We start from the raw sequence: 17,528 nt of genomic DNA, 5'->3' as shown, positions 1-17,528 counted from the left end.
GTCCAGCAGAACCCGAACCGGCGCCGCTTGTGATCACCCGAATCGGGCGAGTCAGCGAGAGTCGCGCTTGGCCTGCCGACGGCTGCCCAGCGCCCGCGTGGACGCGTCCTTCTTCAGCCCTCCGGTGGTCTTGGTCGCCCGCGGCGGCGGGCTCGTCGCCGGCGCGGGCGGCTTGGCGGCCGGCCGCTTGGCGGTGCTGAGCACCGGTTTGGCCGCCCGGCCGGCCTCGATCCGTTCGGCGCGCAGTTCCTGCGCCGCGCGACGCGCCGCCGCCGCGACCTCCCGGCTCACGGTGGCCAGCACCGACTCGAACAGCTCGGCCTTGTCCCGGTCGCGCTGGTTCCGTGCGTACGACAGGCCCCGGCCGCCCACCTCGGCAACGGCGGCGGCCGCGCCGCGCCGGTAGTTCTTCACGTACTTGGTCCGCGCCCGCCGTACGCGTTGATGCAGGTCCAGCAGATCGTCCTCGTCCAGCTGCTTCAACGCGTCCCGCTCGGTCTCGGCCACCAGCAACCGCTCGGCCTCGGTCAGCGAGTTCAGCAGGCTCTGATTCATCGCAGTCTCCCTTGTCCGTCGAATGCCCCCGGCGAGGATCCTTGCGCCGCCGGCAGTCCCGTCTCCACCGCCGGTGCCGGACGGAGCAGTCCGACGCCGCGGGCCACCCGGAGCGCCGCGGACCGCTTCTCGACACCGAGCTTTCGGTACAGCGCCATCAGGTGCGTCTTCACCGTGTTCTCGGTGATGAACAGCGCCTTCGCGGTCTCGGTGTACGAGTTCCCGAGCGCGAGCTGGTCCAGCACGTCGGCCTCCCGGCCGGTGAGCCGGATCTGCGCGCCGTTCACGACCGCGCTCAGCCGGCGATCCGGTACGGCGTCGGTGTCCGGCCTGGTCCGGGCGAGCAGGGTCACGCCGCCCTTGCTCCGATAGCCGTCCAGCCGCTCGAGCGCGATCGCGGCGAAGGGATGCGGGTTCGGGGACCGGGCGTAGGCGCGGAGCTGGTCGAGGAAGACCGGCTCGCCGCCGGCCGGGATCAGCGCGTGCACGATGCGCTGCGGGGCGACGCGGTTCAGGGTGTCCACCAGGGAGGCCTCGGCGGCGGCCGGATCGGCCGCGCGGGTCAGCAGGACGGTACGGAACGACGCGGCCGCCGACGCGACCGGCGGGTAGATCCCGGGATGCGCGAGCACCTCGTCGATCATCCGCACCGTCGCCCGGAGATCGCCCTCGCCGATCGAGAGCATCGCCTGCAGCAGCTCGGCCTCAGGACCGCTTCCGACCCGGTCGAGCTCCGCGAGCTGCCCGGCGGCACCGTCCTCGTCGCCGATCAGCACGGCCAGCCGGAAGCGCAGCAGCGCGAGGTCGCGGGCGAGGAACGACGGCAGCGGACCGGCTGCGGCGGGGTCCGCGGACAGCTCGGACAACGCCTCGTCGAGACGGCCGTCCTCGATCAGCAGGACGCCGCGGAGCGTAGCCCGCAGCGCGCCGATCACCGTGTCCGACTCGGCGGACGCGGTCATCGCGACGAGCTCGTACCAGCGCCACGCCTCGTCTCGGCGCAGATCGCCGAGCGCCGCGAACCCCAGCACGACATACGCCCGTACGGCGTACTCCGGCGGAAGGTCGTCACCGCCGATGTCGAGCGCCTCTCGGGCCGACCTCGCGGCGTTCCGCAGCTGGCCGCGGGCGTACTGCACGACCGCACGATGCACCAGTCCCCCGGCGATCAGCCGGGAGTGCGCTGCCATCCGGGCCGACACCAGCGCCTCGCCGAGGTGTGCGGACGCCCTGTCCAGGTCGTCGGCCCAGGTCTCCGCCGCGGCCAGCTCGATCAGCAGCCACGCCAGCCGCTCCGGCCCGAGCACGGCGTCGCTGCTGCCGCTGTCCGGGGACAGCAACGACCGCGCGCCGTCGATGGCGGACCGGACGTCGTGCCATCCGTAGCGCGACTTCCAGAGGCGGAGCAGCACCGCATCGGCCTCCAGCGCGTCGTCCTCGGGTGTCGGCGCGTCCCGCTCGCCGGTCAACCGATCGGCCGCGGCCGCGTCCATGACCGCGCCGGCCACATCGCCGGAGGCCCGGCGGAGCAGGCCCCGGACCCCGAGCAGGTGCGGGAAGTCCTCGACCGGCACCACTCCGAGCGCCACCGCGACCAGTTCCAGCTCGCCCGCCGCGAGCAGCTCCGGCCCGCGACTCAGCACGATCCGCGCCACCAGCGCCGGATCGTCCGCGCCCAGCGCACTGCGCAGCGCGCCGACGCTGTCGCCGCGGTTCTCGTAGTACAGCGCGGACCGGTGCTGCGCGGCAGCGACGATCCGGGCGCGCTCCGCGTTCGCGGCAACGCGCCTCCGCAGCAGCTCGACGAGCAACGGGTGATAGCGGTACGACGGCTCGGCACCCGGCCCGTCGACGTACGCCGTGACGAGCAACCCGTTGCCGGCGAGCTCCGCGAGCATCGCGCCCGCGTCCGGGTCGTCGCTCAACGCCGCCGCCAGCTCCGCGGTCACCGACGGTACGCCGAACGTGCTCAGCAGCATCGCCTGAACCCGCTCGTCCAGAGTGCTGACCGTCTCTCCGAGGAACAGGTCGAGCACCGGGCCCTGGTTGACCAGCGACCACCTCACCTCGCCCGACGCCGCGAACGTCCGGGCCGCGAGGACCAGCGCGGCGGCCCAGCCGGCCGTGTTCGCCTGGAACAAGCGAATGTCCTCGGCGGTCGCGCTGCCCGCATGCGCCTTCACCAGCTCGGTCGCCTCGGCGTCGGTGAACCGCAGGTCCCGCGAGCGCAACGTCAGCGTCAGGCCGCGAAGCTCCAACTCCGGTACCGGCAACGGCAGGTCGTACCGGCTAGCCAGCACGATCCGCAGCGCATGCGGCGACTTCCGCAGCACCAGCGCCAGCTCCGCGAGAACGGTTGCCGACAGCAAGTGCCCGTCGTCGACCACGACCAGCTCCGGGTCCGACGGGTCGCGGTCCACCGCCTGCTCGAGCATTCGCCCGAACGATCCGGCCGCATGCCCGCTGATCCACGTCACCGCCGTACCATCGTCACGCCGCCGCCGGACCCAGTCCGACAGCAGCACCGTCTTACCGGTCCCCGGCGGCGCGATCAGCAAGGTGAGCGGCGCCCGGACCCCGACGTCGAGAGCCGCATGCAAGCGCTCCCGAACCACCAACGTCGCCGGCGGCCGTGGAATCCCGCCGGCTGTTCGCGGATCGACTGTCCGGTGCTCCCGATCGATCGAGGCGCACACCTCGTGGCCCTCCCCCTGGCCGACGTGCTCCTACCCAGAGTTGCCAATCCCGAGACTAACCGTTCCAACTGCGTCGCGGCAGCCCTGAGCCCAGGTCGAGAATCGGACCACGGTCCGATACGCCGCGAAGTCAGGCGGCCTTCTTCGGCTTCTTCGAGGCACGTTTCCTGGCGGGGGTCTTCTTCTTCGCACTGCGGGCCTTGCGAGCCTCCTCCACGCTGGCCCGGAGGGCGGCGACCAGATCGGTCGGGTTGGTGGCCTGCGGCTCCTCCTCGGAGTACACGACCTCCTTTCCGGCGTGCTTGGCCTTGACCAGGTCCTTGACCCGCTCGGTGTAGGTGTCCTTGTACGCGGACGGCTTCCACTCACCCGACATCGCCTCGATCAGGTCGACAGCCATCGAGAGCTGTTTCCCCGCGCCCGCCTTGCGTGGTAGCTCGCCCAGCTCGGCGTCCGGGTCGCGGATCTCGTCGGCGAAGTACATCGTCTCCAGCACCAGGACCTTGCCGTCGGCACGGATCGTTGCCAGGTACTCCTTGCCGCGCATCACGAACTTCGCGATGCCGGCCCGGTTCGTCTTCGCCAGCGCGTCGCGGAGGAGCGCGTACGACGACGCGTTCTCGGGGTCGGACGGACCCAGGTAGTAGCTCTTCTGGAAGTGCATCGGGTCGATGTCGTCCAGGTCGACGAAGGTGTCGATCTCCAGCGACCGGGACTTGCCCGGCGCGATGTCGTCCAGTTCCTCCGGCTCGACGATCACGTACTCGCCGCCGCCGACGTCGTGTCCCTTGACGATCTTGTCGTACGGGACCTCCCGGCCGGTACGTTCGTTCACCCGCTTGTACCGGATCCTGTCCGACGTCCCCTTCTGGAACTGGTGGAAGTCGATCTCGTGCTCCTGCGTGGCGCTGTACATCCCGACCGGCACCGACACCAGCCCGAAGTTGATGTACCCGCTCCAGATCGCCCGCGCCATCCCCGCTCCTCTCGCCTTTCCCCAGCCGGTACCCAGCCGGACGCTCCGCGATCGTGACAGGGTGCCGCTACCGCGTGCGGTCCGGCGTACCGGCGCGGGACGGGTGCCAGCGGACCGGGCCGAAGCGAATGGGTGCCGGGTCGTCATCCGGTACCACCACGCCGGCCGTCCCGGCGCGGTCCCGGTCGTAGGCGGCACGGCGGATGGGGTCGCGCAAGGTGGCGTAGGCATTGAGAAGGTCCTGCAGACGCGCGTCGGCGTCCGGCTCGACCGACCTTCGGGTGTCGGGGTGCAGCCGGCGGACGAGACGCCGGAAGGCCTGGTCGAGCTCGTCGTCGGAGGCCTGTGCGGTCACCCCGAGAACCGCGTACGGATCACTGCACGGCAAGCTCATCTACGACCTCCCTCAAGGACTCGGTGTCACCGGACGAGCGGCGCGCCGGGGCGCCGGAGGGCGCGGAGGGGCGCGGCTCCGGCCCTCCGGCCGGCGTACCGGGTCTCGCCGGCTGCGGCGGGCGGCGAGTGGGCGCGGCCACCACGGCTGCGGCCGCGCCCATGCCCCGGCCGGCGGAGCGGGCTTGTCGAGTGGCGGCTCGCACGGCGACTCCCAGCCGGCCGCGATCAGTGCGTCGAATTCGGCCCGCACCAGTTCGTCGTCGCTCAACGTGAGGTCGACGAAGATCTCGGCCTCGGCGCGTAACTGTTCGGTCGTCGGCATCGATGTCACCCCCTCGACACGCCCGCGGGTCCGGCCCGGCCGGTCAGGCGTCGATCTGTTTGCGATCGCCCTCGGTGTTCGCGATGGCGATCTTGCGCGGCTTCGCCTGCTCCGCGATCGGGATCGTCAACGTCAGTACGCCGGCCTCGTAGCTGGCCTCGATCCGGTCGGCGGCCAGGGTGTCGCCCAGGAACAGCTGCCGGGAGAACACCCCGAGCGGACGCTCCGAGACCTGCATCTCGGCGCCTTCGGCGAGCTCCACCGGACGGCGCTCGGCCTTGACCGTCAGTACGTTGCGTTCGACGTCCAGATCGATCGCGTCCGGCGAGATCCCCGGCAGGTCGAACGCGACCACGTACTGATCGCCGTCGCGGTAGGCGTCCATCGGCATCGGGGACGGCCGCGACCACGTGCCAGGTGTCTGGCTCCCGAAGAACTGCTGTGCAAGCCGGTCGAACTCCCGGAAGGGGTCGGTGCGTATCAACATCGTCCCTGCACCTCCTCTGATCCTTGACTCATCGGTGGTGTCAACACGCACTTCTGATATAGCATGTCATCGAAGCGATGACAAGACAGAAATGTCATCCAATCGCTGACATGGTCGATCATCGGACAGAGAGGTGGGAGATGTCTGGGGACCCCGCCGGTCAGGCGCAGGCCGCGTTCACCGCGATCGAGCAGGCCGTCCGCCACGTCGCCGCCGGCCGCCGGACCCCGGACGGGCAGCTCCCGCCAGAGGCGGAGACGGTCAGCTCCGCGGACCTGCTCGAGGCACTGTCGGGCCTGAGGATCCTGCAGGAGCAGCTTGCAGCGTGGGAGCCGCTCCTGATCGGCGCCGCCCGCGACCGCGGCACGAGCTGGGCCGCGATCGCCCCGGCCCTCGGGCTCGCCAGCCGCCAGGCCGCGGAGCGCCGCTACCTGCGGCTCAACCAGCACACCACCGATCCTGAGGGAATGACCGGCGAGCAGCGTGTGCAGGCCGCGCGGGACCGCCGAGCCGGTGACCGCGCGGTCACTCGGTGGGCCCGTGACAACGCAGGCATGCTGCGCAGGCTCGCCGCGCAGATCACCGCACTCGACGACCTCGAACCAGCCACCCAGGCATCCGCCGACCGGCTCCTGCAGGCGCTCGGCGGCGACGACACCGCGACCCTCCTGGCTCCCCTCGCCGAGGCCGGCGCCAAACTCGAGGACAGCCACCCGAAGCTCGCCGGACAGGTCTCCGACATCAACGTCACCACCGACCAGCTACGGGCGGAACACGCCGCACGACCGCAACAGCCGAGCCCGCCTACGGCCAGGTGACCTGGTCGAGTTGTTCGCTCTCGATCCGGATCTGCAGTTCGGCGCGGATCTTCGGGTCCAGTCCGCCGACGTCGACGAGGACGTCCTCGGGTGAACAGTCGGCGAGTCGTACGACGCACTCCGCGACCAGCGCCGGCCACAGGATGTCGCGGCGCGGCTCGTCCGTGCCGACCAGGCCGCTGACCAGCGCGTCGATCGGATCGAGGTCCAGCCATCGGCCGCGCGTCTCCGGGGAGGCCGCGCGATCGATCCAGCGGACCGTACAGGTGTTCGGCTCGTCGTCCGTCGGTCGTACGTCGGCGGACCGTTGCTCCTGATGGACGGCGGGGCCGGAGTCCAGCGACAGCGTGAGCGGCGTACGGCGAGTGCTGCCGGTGAGTTGCAGCTTCGCCTCGGTCTGGACGATCGGGGTGAGCGCGTCGAGCGAGTGCGCGACGAAGTACCCGTCGGGTTCCAGCGCGACGATCCGGGCCAGCGGACCGGCGTAACTGATGCCGCGCTCGTCGTCCTGCAGTTCGGTGTACAGGATGCGCGCCTGCGGGAACATGCCGCGCAGAATGCCGAGCGCGTTCCCGCTCACGACCGGTGTGAGCACGATGTTCGCCGTCGGGGGCGCGGACCTGATGTCCACCACCGTGTACCCCGGCCCGAGCATGTCGCTCAGCTCCGCCCGCGCGGTCTTGGACAACGGCATCGTCGTCACCACCAGCACAGCCGACTCCGCCGTACCCATCAGCAAACCGCCCCGCACAGTTTGGTCATCGTCAGAAACTACACAACGACGGGTGCGCCGTCTCGCCGGTCGACTACGGGATCGGAGCTCCTTCGGGGGTGTAGGTGGCGAGCTCCACCTGATAGCCGTCGGGGTCCGCGATCGTCAGGGCCTGCGCGGGCGCCGTCGCCGCCGTCCGCGGATGGACGTCCCCGTGGACGGCGTGCAGTTCCTCGGCCCGTTGGTGAAGCTCGTCGATCGACGCGTCGGCCATCAGACACACGCTGATCGACCCACCCGGCGCCGGCACCCCTTGCCGCAGCCGGATCGCCTGCGCACCGATCACGAACGACACCTCACCCTCGTGGTCCCTGGTCGCGCGCACCCCGGTCAACGTGGACCACCACCGACGACTCGCGTCGAGATCGGAAACGTTCAGCACAACGTGGTCGAGACAGCTCGCGTGGATCCTCATGGCTCAACTCCTTCCACTACCACCGACTGTCCACCGCCCGCCCTCATCCGTCCAGCCCGGCCCCAGGCCGAGATCAGCGGCGCGAGGGTCAGGTCGAGCCTGCCCGCGCCGATGGCGGCCAGGTGCGCGTCGAGCTCGGCGTCGTCGGCGAGCCCGGCCGCGATCAACTCACGGCGTACGTGCCGGATGGTCGACGCCTCCAGCCGGTCGCACGCCACACCGCCCACTGGAAAGGAGCCGCTCGCCGCGACATCCGCCAAGCCTGCAGCACGCAACGCGGCCGGCAAGGTCCTGCCGTAGCGCAGCTCCGCACCACGGCCCGCCAGCAGCTCCCGGATCGCGTTGCGAATCCGGTTGGCCCGTCGCTGCTCAGGACCACTGTCGTCCAAGCAGGCCAGCGGCTGCAGCGCAGTGTCGGCGTCCTCGATCAGCAACCACCCGCCGGGCCGCAGCGCTGCCGCCATCGTGGCCAATGCCCGCGCCCGGTCGGGCACGTGGACCAGCACCAGCCGGGCGTGCACCAGATCGAAGCTCCCGGGCTCCGGCGGCGGATCCGCGGCAACGTCATGCCGACGTACGTCGTACCCGTCGTTCTCCTGCAACCACGACGTGTCGAGGTCCGTGGCCAGCACATACCCGGTCGGACCGGCCATCGCCGCGAGCGCCGCCGGAATGCTGGTGCCTCCGCCCCCCACTTCCCAGCACCGCGAACCGGGCCCGACCCCGAGGCGCTCGAAGTGCCCACGGGTCACCCCGTCGAACAGCTCGGCCAGCCAGACGAATCGCTCACCCGCCTCGGCACGCGCGTTGTCCAGCAGATACCCGCCAGTGGCACCGCTGTCGGTCGGATCCGTCGGCGACGAGGTCATGACCACATGGTCCACCCTTCCACGCCGCCGGCGCCACGATCTGCTGAGATCTGGCGCGTGCCCGCACCGAGTGGTCACATGGAGTGTGGACCGGATGCCGGGACATGTTGCCAACGGCAAGGGAACGGGACCTCCTGGAGGACGCGATGAGACTCACCGGGACGGCGGTGCGGTTGACGATCATGGTCGGTGAGACGGATCGGTGGCACCACAAGCCGCTCTACGCCGAGATCGTCCACCGGGCTCACCAGGCCGGTCTGGCCGGAGCAACGGTGCTGCGCGGCATCGAGGGGTACGGCGCGTCGAACCTCATCCACACCGCTCGCCTGCTGAGCATGTCCGACGACCTGCCGATGGTGATCCTGATCGTCGACACCCACGAACGGGTGAACGCGTTCCTCCCGCAGCTCGACGAGCTCGTCCACGAGGGCCTGGTCATCCTCGACGACTGCGAAGTCATCCGGTACGTCGGCCGCGGCGCCGAGCGGTCCGCGCAGCCGTAACGCCGGCCGGCGCGGTGCCGCGAGATCGGGACTTTCGCCCCTGGCCGACGGGACCCCGTCTGACGACGGTGGTAGTGCCATTCGGTCCCACTCTGGGGGTTCTCATGAAACCACGCTTCGGCCGTGCGCGCCTCGCACTGATCGCCATCGTCCTCGGCCTGATCGCGTCGCTCGGGCTGACCGCCGCCTCCGCGGCACCTGCCAGTACCTCGGCGGCCACCCAGTCGGCAACGACCGCGACAACCGCGACAACGAAGTACGTGTATCTGACGTTCGACGACGGGCCCTGGTACCCGTACACAGGTCAGATCCTCAACATCCTGCGCCAGTACAACGTCCACGCCACCTTCTTCGAGGTCGGCCGTCAGGTGGCCCGGTACCCGTGGCTGACCCGGGGGGCCTACCTGCGCGGCATGAGCGTTCAGAACCACACCTGGTCCCACCCCGACCTGCGGTACGTGTCCTGGACAACGTTCAAGTACCAGGTCCTCACCACCGACCGGTACATCCGGAACCAGACCGGCTACACCCCACGCTGCCTGCGACCGCCCTACGGCGCGGTCAACACCACCGTTCGCAACCGCGCAGCCGCCCTCGGCAAGAAGATCCGGCTCTGGACGGTCGACCCGCGCGACTGGTCCCGGCCCGGCACCTCGGCGATCGTCTCGCGCGTGCTCAACAACGTGCACAGCGGATCGGTCATCCTCATGCACGACGGCGGCGGCAACCGCAGCCAGACCGTCGCCGCCCTCCCGACCATCCTCCGCACCTTGAAGGCCCGCGGGTACGTCTTCTACCGCATGTGGTGCGCATGAAGTGGACGGCCAGCCGTACGTGGTAAGTCTGAGCGGCCTGATGGACACTCAGACGAACGGCCGGCCGTCAGTCACAGCCTCTCGACCAGCCAGGACGGCACGCAGGGCGTGGGGTAGTTGCTGCAAAGCGTGGGTCAGGTGACCGGGCGAGCTGAGCTTGTCGATGGCACGGGTCACGGCCACGGCGACCTTTGGTACGTCGTCCTGTGAGACCACAGCTTCCCGCGCGAATCGGCGTTCGAACTCCGCCGCCCCGGTCTTCTGCGGGACCCGGCTGGGATTCCAGCCGTCGTAGTACACGCCGCGCAGCAACTCCGGCAGTTGCGCGGCGAAATGCGCAGTCTCCTCGACGCCGAGGCGGTCGCGCAGGCCGTGCAGCCACGCCCGGAGGACTCGGTAGGCGAACTGCCGGTCGTCGGTGCCGAGTTCGATCGCGACACCCGTGACCCACAAACTGGCGGTCCGCTCCGCGTGATCGATCGCTTCGACCCTGATGGCGCTCATCATCAGATCCCCCTGGAAGTCCACGGCGACCACGCCGGCCGCCGACGTCTGCAAGCCTGCCGCTCCGGACGTCAGCTGAGCCAGGCGCACAAGACCCCAATCCGCTGGCCGACCGCCCGTCCCGGCGGGACCTTCGACCCTGCGCTCATCGGGCCTCATCGGGCCGGGGCACGACCCCGGCAGCCGGCTCGACGCCCTGTGTCACCCACGGCCCTGGCCGACGGTGAAGGTTCCGTGGGCGCCTCGTTCGGCATCGATCATCACGTGGGACACGAACGGGTAGCGGCCCGGCTCCGGGAAGGTCAGCTCCACGAATCCACCCTGACTGGGGCCGAGGGCAAGCGTCTGGCTTCCGCCCGTGCCTCCCCGCAGCAGCCAGGTCCCTTCGGCGTACGTCGTACTGAACTGGCCGCCGACGACATGGAACGCCGTGGGACGATCCGGTCCCGCGTCGAGGACCCAGACCCGGATACGCTCGCCGGCACGGGCCTGCAACGGCTGATGGTCGTACTGGTCGGCGTAGCCGTTGAACACGACAAGGTCCGGTCGCTCCGCCATCAGCTTGCCGGTGTCGACCTCGCCGCCGTTCGCGCCGAGGTACAGCTCGGACTGCAGGAGCACGTAGCTCTTGCCGACCGGGGCGAGACCTGGCGGATCGATGACGACCGCCCCGAACAGTCCGTTCGCGATGTGCGTGGACATCGGCATGGTCGAGCAGTGGTACATCCAGATGCCGGCGCGGGTGGCGGTGAAGCGGTACACAAGGCGGCCGCCGGGCGGGATCGTCCGCATCACCTGGCCGGGCGCGCGGGAGCCGGCGTGGAAGTCGATCGAGTGGCCCATGCCGGTGTCGTTGACCACGGTGATCTCGAACCGGTCGCCGATCCGCCCGTGCAGGGTAGGTCCCGGCATGGTTCCGTCGTACGTCCACAGCTTCTGCGCGACGCCAGGAGCGACCTCGCGCCGCACTTCGCGAATGTGCAGTGTGCGGCGGTACACGCGGCTCGGCGCGAGTGCAGGCAGCCGCGGGTCGTAGGCGGTGAAGCCCGTTCCCGGCGACTTGGACAGATCGACCGAGTCGTGCCGAGGACCGATGGCGACTCCGGCCGTGTGGATCGACAGCGTCATGCCCATCTGCCGATGACCTACCACCGCACACCAGCCCTGCAGATCGCGCGTGATCACCCCGACGTCCATCCGCGTCGACGTACCGGGCCGAAGTCGCCCGCTGTCGTGGCCGTCGTCGAGGACCAGATCGTGGACCTCGTCGCTGTCGGTGTTGCTGAGCTCGATGACGAGACGGTCGCCGGCCGGGACGCTGATCGTGTCCGGATGGAAACGCATGTCGTACGTCGCCACGCGCGCAACCGTCGTACGGCCGGTGGGCTTGTCAGCACTCGAGACGGCCCGGTCGATCACCGCGCCGCCGAGAACCGCGACCGTCACGACCGCCAGCCCGATCACGCCCAACTGCCGAGGCCGGAGGCGCATCCTCGGCTCGGGCCGCGGCACGCCCCGCTTGACGCCCACAGATGCCCGGATCGCCAGCACCAGCAGCGGAAGGATCGACGCGAACGCGACCAGCACAACGACCGCGCAGAGCTCCCGGACGGGGGCCGGCACGGGAAGCGCACACATCGCCAACGCCCCATTCGCCGCGACGACACGCAGCACCCCAGCACGATCGAGCACCTCGCCGGCCGCACGTACCGGGCCCGGCCCGCCGCCCAACGCCACCGGGATCAGGTACGACATCGACCCGAAGAGGAGCTGGGCGCCGAAGCCCACCGCCAGCAGCGGCGTGAACCAGGTGATGCTCCAGGTCCTGGCGACGTCTATCACGAGCGCCACCAGACAGCCGACCAGCCAGATCATTGCAGCACCGACGGAGTACGTCGTGAACGCCGCCGGCGGACGCGCTCGAGCAGCTCCCACGAACGACTTGGCCAGCAGACCAAGCCCGACGAGATAGACGACGAAACCCAACGCGGCCAACAGTCGTACGTCGGCCAACGCACCGCCGGCGGCCAGCGTGATTCCGGCCAGCAGAACCGGCAGCGCCCGGCGTGCCGCACGCTCGGCTCCCGGGGCGATGCGGGTCCGCAACATGGTCGGCCACAAGGTGACGAGTGTGCCCAGCGCCGTCAGCCCGATCCAGCCCAGCAGGTTGATCGAGGCATGCGCGACCAGCAGTCGCGCGTGCCACGGATCGGCCTGCACCCTGGCCAGCACGACACCGATCGTCGCCCCGACCGGCAACAGCCCTGCGGCCGCGATGTAGTAGCGAACCGTCACCCGGAACCGCCCCGGCAAGGCGATCCGCAACTGCATCACCAAGCCCGCGCCATGCCAGCCGACAGCAACGACCAGCGCAACAGCACCGGACATCGTCAACAACCAGTGGCCGGCGCTGACGCCGACAAGGACGCACAACACGCCGACGTTCAGCATCAGCAACCGTAGGCTCTGCTCTCGGCGATCCGTCGGCTGGATCGGCGTCCGCAACAAGGCATCCGCGAAGTGCCGGCTCCAGACCAGGATGGAGTGACTGACCGCACCGAGAAGCAACAGGTGGATCAACAGCCAGCGCGGCGCCGGGACCACCGGACGCGCAACAGCCACCACGACCGCGGACAACAGCCAGAACACCACCGGCACGTCGCGCAGCGGCCAGAAGCCACGCGAAGGTCTCATGGCTCGGTCCCGTCGAGTGGCGGCACGACCAGCCGGCAGGCACCCGGTTCCGCGAACGGTACCAGTTCAGCGCCAGTCGGATCCGCGCCGTACTCGTCGAGTGCACCGCGGACGATGCCGAGGTGGACGGCACACACGACCTCCGGGTGCCGTTGCGCTGCCTCGAGGAGGGGGCATCGGGTGAGCCGTACCTGCGCGCCGCTGTCCTGCTGGTCCGGTGCGAATCCGAGTTCGTCCAGCAGGTGAACCACCTGTCTGCGGGCGGTCTCCGGGCTCACCGGCAGCGCGCCCCGGTCGCGCGCCAACTCGTGGCCCCAATCCTCGCCGGCCGTCGCCCCGGCTTCCTCCGGCGCGTCGCTGGTACGGGCGATGGTCGCGGCGAGGACGGACGCCAGACCGGCGTAGTCCGAACCGGTGGACTGGTCGCCGGTCGCCTCATAGAGCCACGCGGGACGTCCCCGCCCGGACGGCTCGGCCCGCAGCCGCCGCACAAGACCACGCCGCCGCAGGCCGTCGAGGTGCTCCCGGATCGTGTTCGCATGCAGCCCCGTGGCCTCGGCGATCGCCGCCTGCGAGAGCGGCTCGGGCCGGCCGCTGAGCATCTCCAGCACGGCCGCGCGCGCCGGTGAGAGCTGCCGAGACGGCCGCGCGCCGCTGAGGGGCCCAAAACCGAACTGGTGAGTCTGGACACTCTCACTATTTTCCACGGTGATAAGTGTAGTAAAAATACTAGGAGTCCAGAAGGAGGAACGAACATGAACGACGTCACCATCGCCTCGAGCGATGCGGAGGCAGCAGCCGGTCTGGCGGTTGAGCGGCACCACGCGCAACTGGCCGGGGCGCTGGCACTGCGGGCGGAGACGCTGTCGGCCACGGCGGCCGCCCACCGATGGTCCGCGGCCGACCAGGCGCGCCTGGAGCTGGCGAACTGGTGCCGCGGCGAGCTCGTCCCGCACGCGCTGGCCGAGGAGCAGACGCTGTACGCCGAAGCTGCCAGGCGGCCCGAAGCGCGACTGCTCGTCGATGCGATGCTCGCCGAGCACAAGGTGATCGTCGGGCTCGTCAACGACATCGCCGAGACGACCGACGTGACACGGGCCGCCGAGCTCACGCGAGCCCTCAGCGTGCTCTTCGGCGTCCACCTGGCCAAAGAGAACGAACAACTCCTACCGCACCTGCTGTCGGCACCTGACGTATCCGTCGCGGACCTGCTCGCCGGGATGCACGATCTGATCGGTGCGACTGAGGAGCCACGTGAGATTCGCGCCGGCGAGGACCGTGCCCGTAGGATCTGACAGGCTGGTCCGGGGTCCCGGCGGTTCGGGACTTTGTGCTCTGCAGCGATGCCGGGAGGACCTGTTTCATGGCCTCTGTGCAGACTGATTCGAACCCGTTGACCGCCTTGGTCGCGAGAGCCGCACTGCGGCAGCTCGCCGAGCAGTTGTCCCTCGAGTACGCCGGAGCTGTCGCTCCCGGACGAGTCCTTCGACTGGTGCTCGCCACCGGCCACCGGCTGCGCAGACAGGGATACACCGCTGATCAAGTGCTGAGCGTGACCAAGTCCGCGGTCCGCGCCGACCTCACCACTCTGATCGGGGCATCGTTGTCGTCCGGCAGCCTCACGCCGGCGGCCGGCTGATTCACCCACGAGGCGTCCCGGTCGAGGGCATCTGATTGGCACTCAGGTGCGCGCCCGCAGCCCCGTGCCGGTTGACGACGCCGCTCCGTTCCAGCTTGTTCCAGCGCGCGGTGGTGCCCCGGATCTCGAGCACCAGCGCCCACACCGTGACCACCGTCATCATCAGCGAGTAGAACGACCACAGCGGTACGACGGACAGCAGCCGAAGGTCACGCCACGCGCGATCCAGGCCGACCGAGAGTGTCGCGGCGACAAGGGCAAGCACCAGGCCGAGCCAGCCCAAGAGGCTCATCGTGTCGAGATCTACCGGTGACTGCCCCTCGCCGACCAGCACCAGGAGCGTGACGGCCGAGGCCAGTTGCAGGACCGGCAGCAGCAGCATCGAGGCGAGGTTGAAGGGCAGGAACAGTCCGAACACGCCGAACCGCGGGCTCCCGATCATCGTGCTGTGCAGTCTGGCGGTCTGAATCAGCCCTCGGGCCCAGCGGACGCGCTGCTTCCAGAGCGCCCGCAAGGTCGCCGGAACCTCGGCGTACACCTTGGCGCGCGGGCAGAACGCGACCCGATAGCCGGCCCGGTGCACCCGCCAGGTCAGTTCGAGATCCTCGCCGACGAAGCCCTCGGCGAACGGCCCGATCTCCTCGACGACGGAGCGCCGGAACGCGCCCAGGTTCCCGGAGACGATCGGGAGGCAGTTGATCAGCGCCAGGGCCCGGCGGACGAATCCCGTGCCGACGTGGGTCAGCAGTGCCAAGAGCCGGGTTTGAAGACCTACCAGGTTGGCCGGTTCGTCGTTGCCGCAGACGGCGCCGACACGGCGGCTGTCGAAGCCGGCCAGCAGCTCTGGGATCGTGTCGGCGGTGAACACGCCATCCGCGTCGCAGAAGCAGAGGATCTCACCGGTTGCGACCTCAATGCCGGCGTTCAGTGCGGACGCCTTGCCACCGTTCGGCTTCGCGATGACGGTGACCGCCGGATGGTCCTCGAAGCGGCGCAGCACCGACAGTGTCCCGTCGGTCGAGCCGTCGTCGACCAGGATCACCTGGAGCCGGGGGTAGCCGCTCGCCAGGAGCGAGGAGACACAGTTGCCTACAACAACTTCCTCGTCGAAGGCCGGGACGATCACCGAGACCAGCGGCTCGGGATCGTCGAACACCGCGGGTCGGCGCCGACGCAGCTCGTGAGCCAGTGCGAGCGGATAGTAGACGAGCTTCAGCGTTCCGAGTACGACGATCGGAGCGCTCAGCAGGAAGAAGACCAGGGTCAGTACGGACATCACGCGACCGCCGAGCCAGGCACCTCGTACTGCCGGAGCAAAGCGTCCAGTACCTCGGGAGCGTACCGGCTGTTCGCTCCGAACCGTGCGTTGATCTCGAGGACCACGGGAGTACCGTCGGCGCGGCGGCGGATGTCCACGTCCACCGGTCCGCGCAGCCCTACCGCACGGGCCGCCGCCTGCGCCACGGCCGCTACGTCCACGGCTCGCACCCGGTCGACGGCGACGGCGTTGCCGGTCAGCCCGTCACGTAGTTCCGATTTCCGCAGTACGACGACCACGTCGTCGGCGGGATCCTCGGCGAGATAGAGGTTCGGCGCGTACTCCGTTCCGGGGACGAACTCCTGCAGGAGCAGCGAACTGTCAGTCGTCACGGCGGCAGCGGGGTCGTAGTGCAGCGACACTCCACGGCCGCCACGCCCGACCCGGGGCTTACTGAGGAACGGCAGCCCGAGGTGCGGCTCGCGCTGTCCGGCGGGTACGGCGTACCGAGGCACCGGGACGCCCGCCCGGGCAAGCGCGTCGCAGGTCATCAGCTTGTCGTTCGCGATCCGCACCGCCTGCGCGGACGCGACCACGACCCGCGGCCCGCCGGCCCGCTCGGCCGTCCCGGCCAGCACCACCAGCTCCTCGGTCACGGTGGGTACGACGACGTCCGCGGCCGACTCGGCAGCCAGCGTGAGGAGTGCGTCGCAGAAGCCGGGATCCGTTGCTGCGGGCAACCGGCGGACAGGTACCGACGGCAGCTCCACCGACGCCATGTCGGCCGCCACCACCGGTACACCTCGCCGTACGAGCTGCTCGACCAGGCTGCGGCCGGCCGGGCCGCCCGCCCCGGTCACCAGGAAACGCCGCGCGCTCACAGGTCGCCTACCGCGCTGCTCAACAGACGCACCGGCTCATAGCCCTCCGCGAACCGGGCCTTGGCCTGCGCGCCCCGGAAGCTCGCCAGTCCACGGATACGCTCGGCGGTCATGTACGGCTTCCCGGCCTGGTCGCGGAACGCCGCGACCGCCGCCACCTTGGCCTCGACGTACTGGTCGATTCCGACGAACACGCTGGGCCGGAAGTCCGACGTCGCCGACGGGCTCTCGTAACAGAGGATGGCGGGATGCTGCCGGGCCGCGCGCAAGGTCGCGAGATGGACGGCGTTGTGGTCCTGGTGCTGGTCATTGCCCGAGTGGGTCAGCACGATGTCCGGCTCGACCTGCACCATCGCGGACTCGATCGCCGACACCAGTGCTGCTGCCTGCTCGTTCAATCTCGTGTCGGGGAAGTCGAACACCGTCACCGATGCGGCCCCCAGCAACTTCCCGGCTCGCTTGGCCTCCAGCGGACGCACCGCGTTGTCGCCTCCCCGGGCGCCGTGCGACATCACCAGCATGTGCACCTCGTGACCGGAATCGACGAGCTTCGCAAGCGTCCCGCCGCAGGCGAGTTCCAGGTCGTCGGGATGCGCCCCGACGGCAAGCACCCGACGCCGTACCGCTGCCGGCTTCGAGGCGATCCGCAGCGTTCCGAGCAGCACCGCGAGCGTTCCGAGAAGTACGAGACCGAGGATCCCCGCAGCCACCGACGTGCCGGGGCCGGTCAGGCCGGTCGCCGACGGCAGTACGGCCGGCAACAGCGCGGCCGTCCCCCCGACGGCCACGATCCGCAACAGCTGCGGATACCTGAACCGGCGACGGATCCAGCCGCCGACCAGAAAGCTGAGTAGTGCTGCCAGGGCCAGGATCGGCTCAACGAGCCACAGAACCCACACGGACGTTCCCCCCATGGATGAGACACACG

At 69.9% G+C, this 17,528-nt stretch carries 20 protein-coding genes; 5 read left to right on the top strand and 15 right to left on the bottom strand.

Features of this window, described 5'->3' with window-relative positions:
- Positions 1-51: 51 nt before the first annotated feature.
- The 6 genes from AB0M51_RS22015 to AB0M51_RS21990 form a co-directional block, all read right to left on the bottom strand.
- Positions 52-555, bottom strand: a complete 504-nt coding sequence (locus AB0M51_RS22015; RefSeq protein ID WP_363750103.1) for a hypothetical protein — start codon at positions 553-555, stop codon at positions 52-54.
- Entirely contained in the window at positions 552-3,155 is a 2,604-nt protein-coding gene (locus AB0M51_RS22010) for a LuxR C-terminal-related transcriptional regulator (RefSeq protein ID WP_363750101.1), read from the bottom strand. The genes AB0M51_RS22015 and AB0M51_RS22010 overlap by 4 nt, the downstream gene beginning before the upstream one ends.
- A 226-nt stretch (positions 3,156-3,381) precedes the next feature.
- On the bottom strand, positions 3,382-4,227 hold the full coding sequence (locus AB0M51_RS22005; RefSeq protein WP_363750099.1) for a Ku protein: 846 nt from the start codon (positions 4,225-4,227) through the stop codon (positions 3,382-3,384).
- A gap of 67 nt (positions 4,228-4,294) precedes the next feature.
- Complete coding sequence (locus AB0M51_RS22000) at positions 4,295-4,621, bottom strand: J domain-containing protein (RefSeq protein ID WP_363750097.1); 327 nt, start codon at positions 4,619-4,621, stop codon at positions 4,295-4,297.
- Between the two features lie 12 nt (positions 4,622-4,633).
- The gene (locus AB0M51_RS21995) at positions 4,634-4,945 is read right to left on the bottom strand and encodes a hypothetical protein (RefSeq protein ID WP_363750095.1); all 312 of its coding nucleotides are present in this window, start codon (positions 4,943-4,945) and stop codon (positions 4,634-4,636) included.
- A gap of 43 nt (positions 4,946-4,988) precedes the next feature.
- Entirely contained in the window at positions 4,989-5,432 is a 444-nt protein-coding gene (locus AB0M51_RS21990; RefSeq protein WP_344195999.1) for an Hsp20/alpha crystallin family protein, read from the bottom strand.
- 140 nt (positions 5,433-5,572) lie between these two features.
- On the opposite strand from AB0M51_RS21990, the gene AB0M51_RS21985 reads away from it, so the two are divergent.
- On the top strand, positions 5,573-6,250 hold the full coding sequence (locus AB0M51_RS21985; protein ID WP_363750092.1) for a hypothetical protein: 678 nt from the start codon (positions 5,573-5,575) through the stop codon (positions 6,248-6,250).
- Here AB0M51_RS21985 and AB0M51_RS21980 read toward each other — a convergent pair.
- The 3 genes from AB0M51_RS21980 to AB0M51_RS21970 form a co-directional block, all read right to left on the bottom strand.
- A complete protein-coding gene (locus AB0M51_RS21980; protein ID WP_363750090.1) occupies positions 6,237-6,983 on the bottom strand; it encodes a hypothetical protein in 747 nt (248 codons plus the stop codon). The two genes, AB0M51_RS21985 and AB0M51_RS21980, sit on opposite strands and share 14 nt — an antisense overlap.
- Positions 6,984-7,056: 73 nt before the next feature.
- Positions 7,057-7,437 (bottom strand): VOC family protein, encoded by a 381-nt coding sequence (locus AB0M51_RS21975; protein ID WP_344196005.1) that lies wholly within the window; start codon positions 7,435-7,437, stop codon positions 7,057-7,059.
- Positions 7,434-8,306 carry a methyltransferase domain-containing protein gene (locus AB0M51_RS21970; protein WP_363750088.1) on the bottom strand — a complete coding sequence of 291 codons (873 nt, stop codon included), beginning with the start codon at positions 8,304-8,306 and terminating at the stop codon, positions 7,434-7,436. The genes AB0M51_RS21975 and AB0M51_RS21970 overlap by 4 nt, the downstream gene beginning before the upstream one ends.
- Before the next feature lie 146 nt (positions 8,307-8,452).
- On the opposite strand from AB0M51_RS21970, the gene AB0M51_RS21965 reads away from it, so the two are divergent.
- Both AB0M51_RS21965 and AB0M51_RS21960 read left to right on the top strand, forming a co-directional pair.
- Positions 8,453-8,809, top strand: coding sequence for a DUF190 domain-containing protein (locus AB0M51_RS21965; protein WP_363750086.1), 357 nt, complete (start codon positions 8,453-8,455; stop codon positions 8,807-8,809).
- Between the two features lie 104 nt (positions 8,810-8,913).
- A complete protein-coding gene (locus AB0M51_RS21960; RefSeq protein ID WP_363750083.1) occupies positions 8,914-9,624 on the top strand; it encodes a polysaccharide deacetylase family protein in 711 nt (236 codons plus the stop codon).
- A gap of 48 nt (positions 9,625-9,672) precedes the next feature.
- Here the strand turns inward: AB0M51_RS21960 and AB0M51_RS21955 are convergent, their stop codons facing one another.
- The 3 genes from AB0M51_RS21955 to AB0M51_RS21945 all read right to left on the bottom strand — a co-directional run bounded on the left by AB0M51_RS21955 (position 9,673) and on the right by AB0M51_RS21945 (position 13,529).
- The gene (locus AB0M51_RS21955; protein WP_363750081.1) at positions 9,673-10,128 is read right to left on the bottom strand and encodes a DUF2267 domain-containing protein; all 456 of its coding nucleotides are present in this window, start codon (positions 10,126-10,128) and stop codon (positions 9,673-9,675) included.
- A gap of 201 nt (positions 10,129-10,329) precedes the next feature.
- Positions 10,330-12,822, bottom strand: a complete 2,493-nt coding sequence (locus AB0M51_RS21950; RefSeq protein WP_363750079.1) for a multicopper oxidase domain-containing protein — start codon at positions 12,820-12,822, stop codon at positions 10,330-10,332.
- Positions 12,819-13,529: a helix-turn-helix domain-containing protein gene (locus tag AB0M51_RS21945; RefSeq protein ID WP_363750077.1), complete on the bottom strand. Its 711-nt coding sequence runs from the start codon at positions 13,527-13,529 to the stop codon at positions 12,819-12,821. Before AB0M51_RS21945 ends, AB0M51_RS21950 begins: the two co-directional genes overlap by 4 nt.
- A gap of 48 nt (positions 13,530-13,577) precedes the next feature.
- Between AB0M51_RS21945 and AB0M51_RS21940 the strand changes: the two genes are divergently transcribed.
- Both AB0M51_RS21940 and AB0M51_RS21935 read left to right on the top strand, forming a co-directional pair.
- On the top strand, positions 13,578-14,117 hold the full coding sequence (locus tag AB0M51_RS21940; RefSeq protein WP_363750075.1) for a hemerythrin domain-containing protein: 540 nt from the start codon (positions 13,578-13,580) through the stop codon (positions 14,115-14,117).
- 68 nt (positions 14,118-14,185) lie between these two features.
- Positions 14,186-14,461 carry a hypothetical protein gene (locus AB0M51_RS21935; RefSeq protein ID WP_363750073.1) on the top strand — a complete coding sequence of 92 codons (276 nt, stop codon included), beginning with the start codon at positions 14,186-14,188 and terminating at the stop codon, positions 14,459-14,461.
- A 1-nt stretch (position 14,462) separates the two neighbouring features.
- On the opposite strand, the gene AB0M51_RS21930 is transcribed toward AB0M51_RS21935, so the two are convergent.
- From AB0M51_RS21930 to AB0M51_RS21920, 3 genes are read right to left on the bottom strand one after another with little or no spacing between them, the layout of a single operon-like run.
- The gene (locus AB0M51_RS21930) at positions 14,463-15,737 is read right to left on the bottom strand and encodes a glycosyltransferase family 2 protein (RefSeq protein ID WP_363750071.1); all 1,275 of its coding nucleotides are present in this window, start codon (positions 15,735-15,737) and stop codon (positions 14,463-14,465) included.
- The gene (locus tag AB0M51_RS21925) at positions 15,737-16,600 is read right to left on the bottom strand and encodes an ATP-grasp domain-containing protein (protein ID WP_363750069.1); all 864 of its coding nucleotides are present in this window, start codon (positions 16,598-16,600) and stop codon (positions 15,737-15,739) included. Before AB0M51_RS21925 ends, AB0M51_RS21930 begins: the two co-directional genes overlap by 1 nt.
- The gene (locus AB0M51_RS21920; protein WP_363750067.1) at positions 16,597-17,499 is read right to left on the bottom strand and encodes a PIG-L deacetylase family protein; all 903 of its coding nucleotides are present in this window, start codon (positions 17,497-17,499) and stop codon (positions 16,597-16,599) included. The genes AB0M51_RS21925 and AB0M51_RS21920 overlap by 4 nt, the downstream gene beginning before the upstream one ends.
- Positions 17,500-17,528 lie beyond the last annotated feature (29 nt).

It is taken from the genome of Kribbella sp. NPDC051137 (assembly GCF_040682535.1).
GTDB classification, from domain to species: Bacteria; Actinomycetota; Actinomycetes; order Propionibacteriales; family Kribbellaceae; genus Kribbella; species Kribbella karoonensis.
Note: the sequence above shows the minus strand (reverse complement) of the source record. Positions and strands in the feature narration are given on the sequence as shown.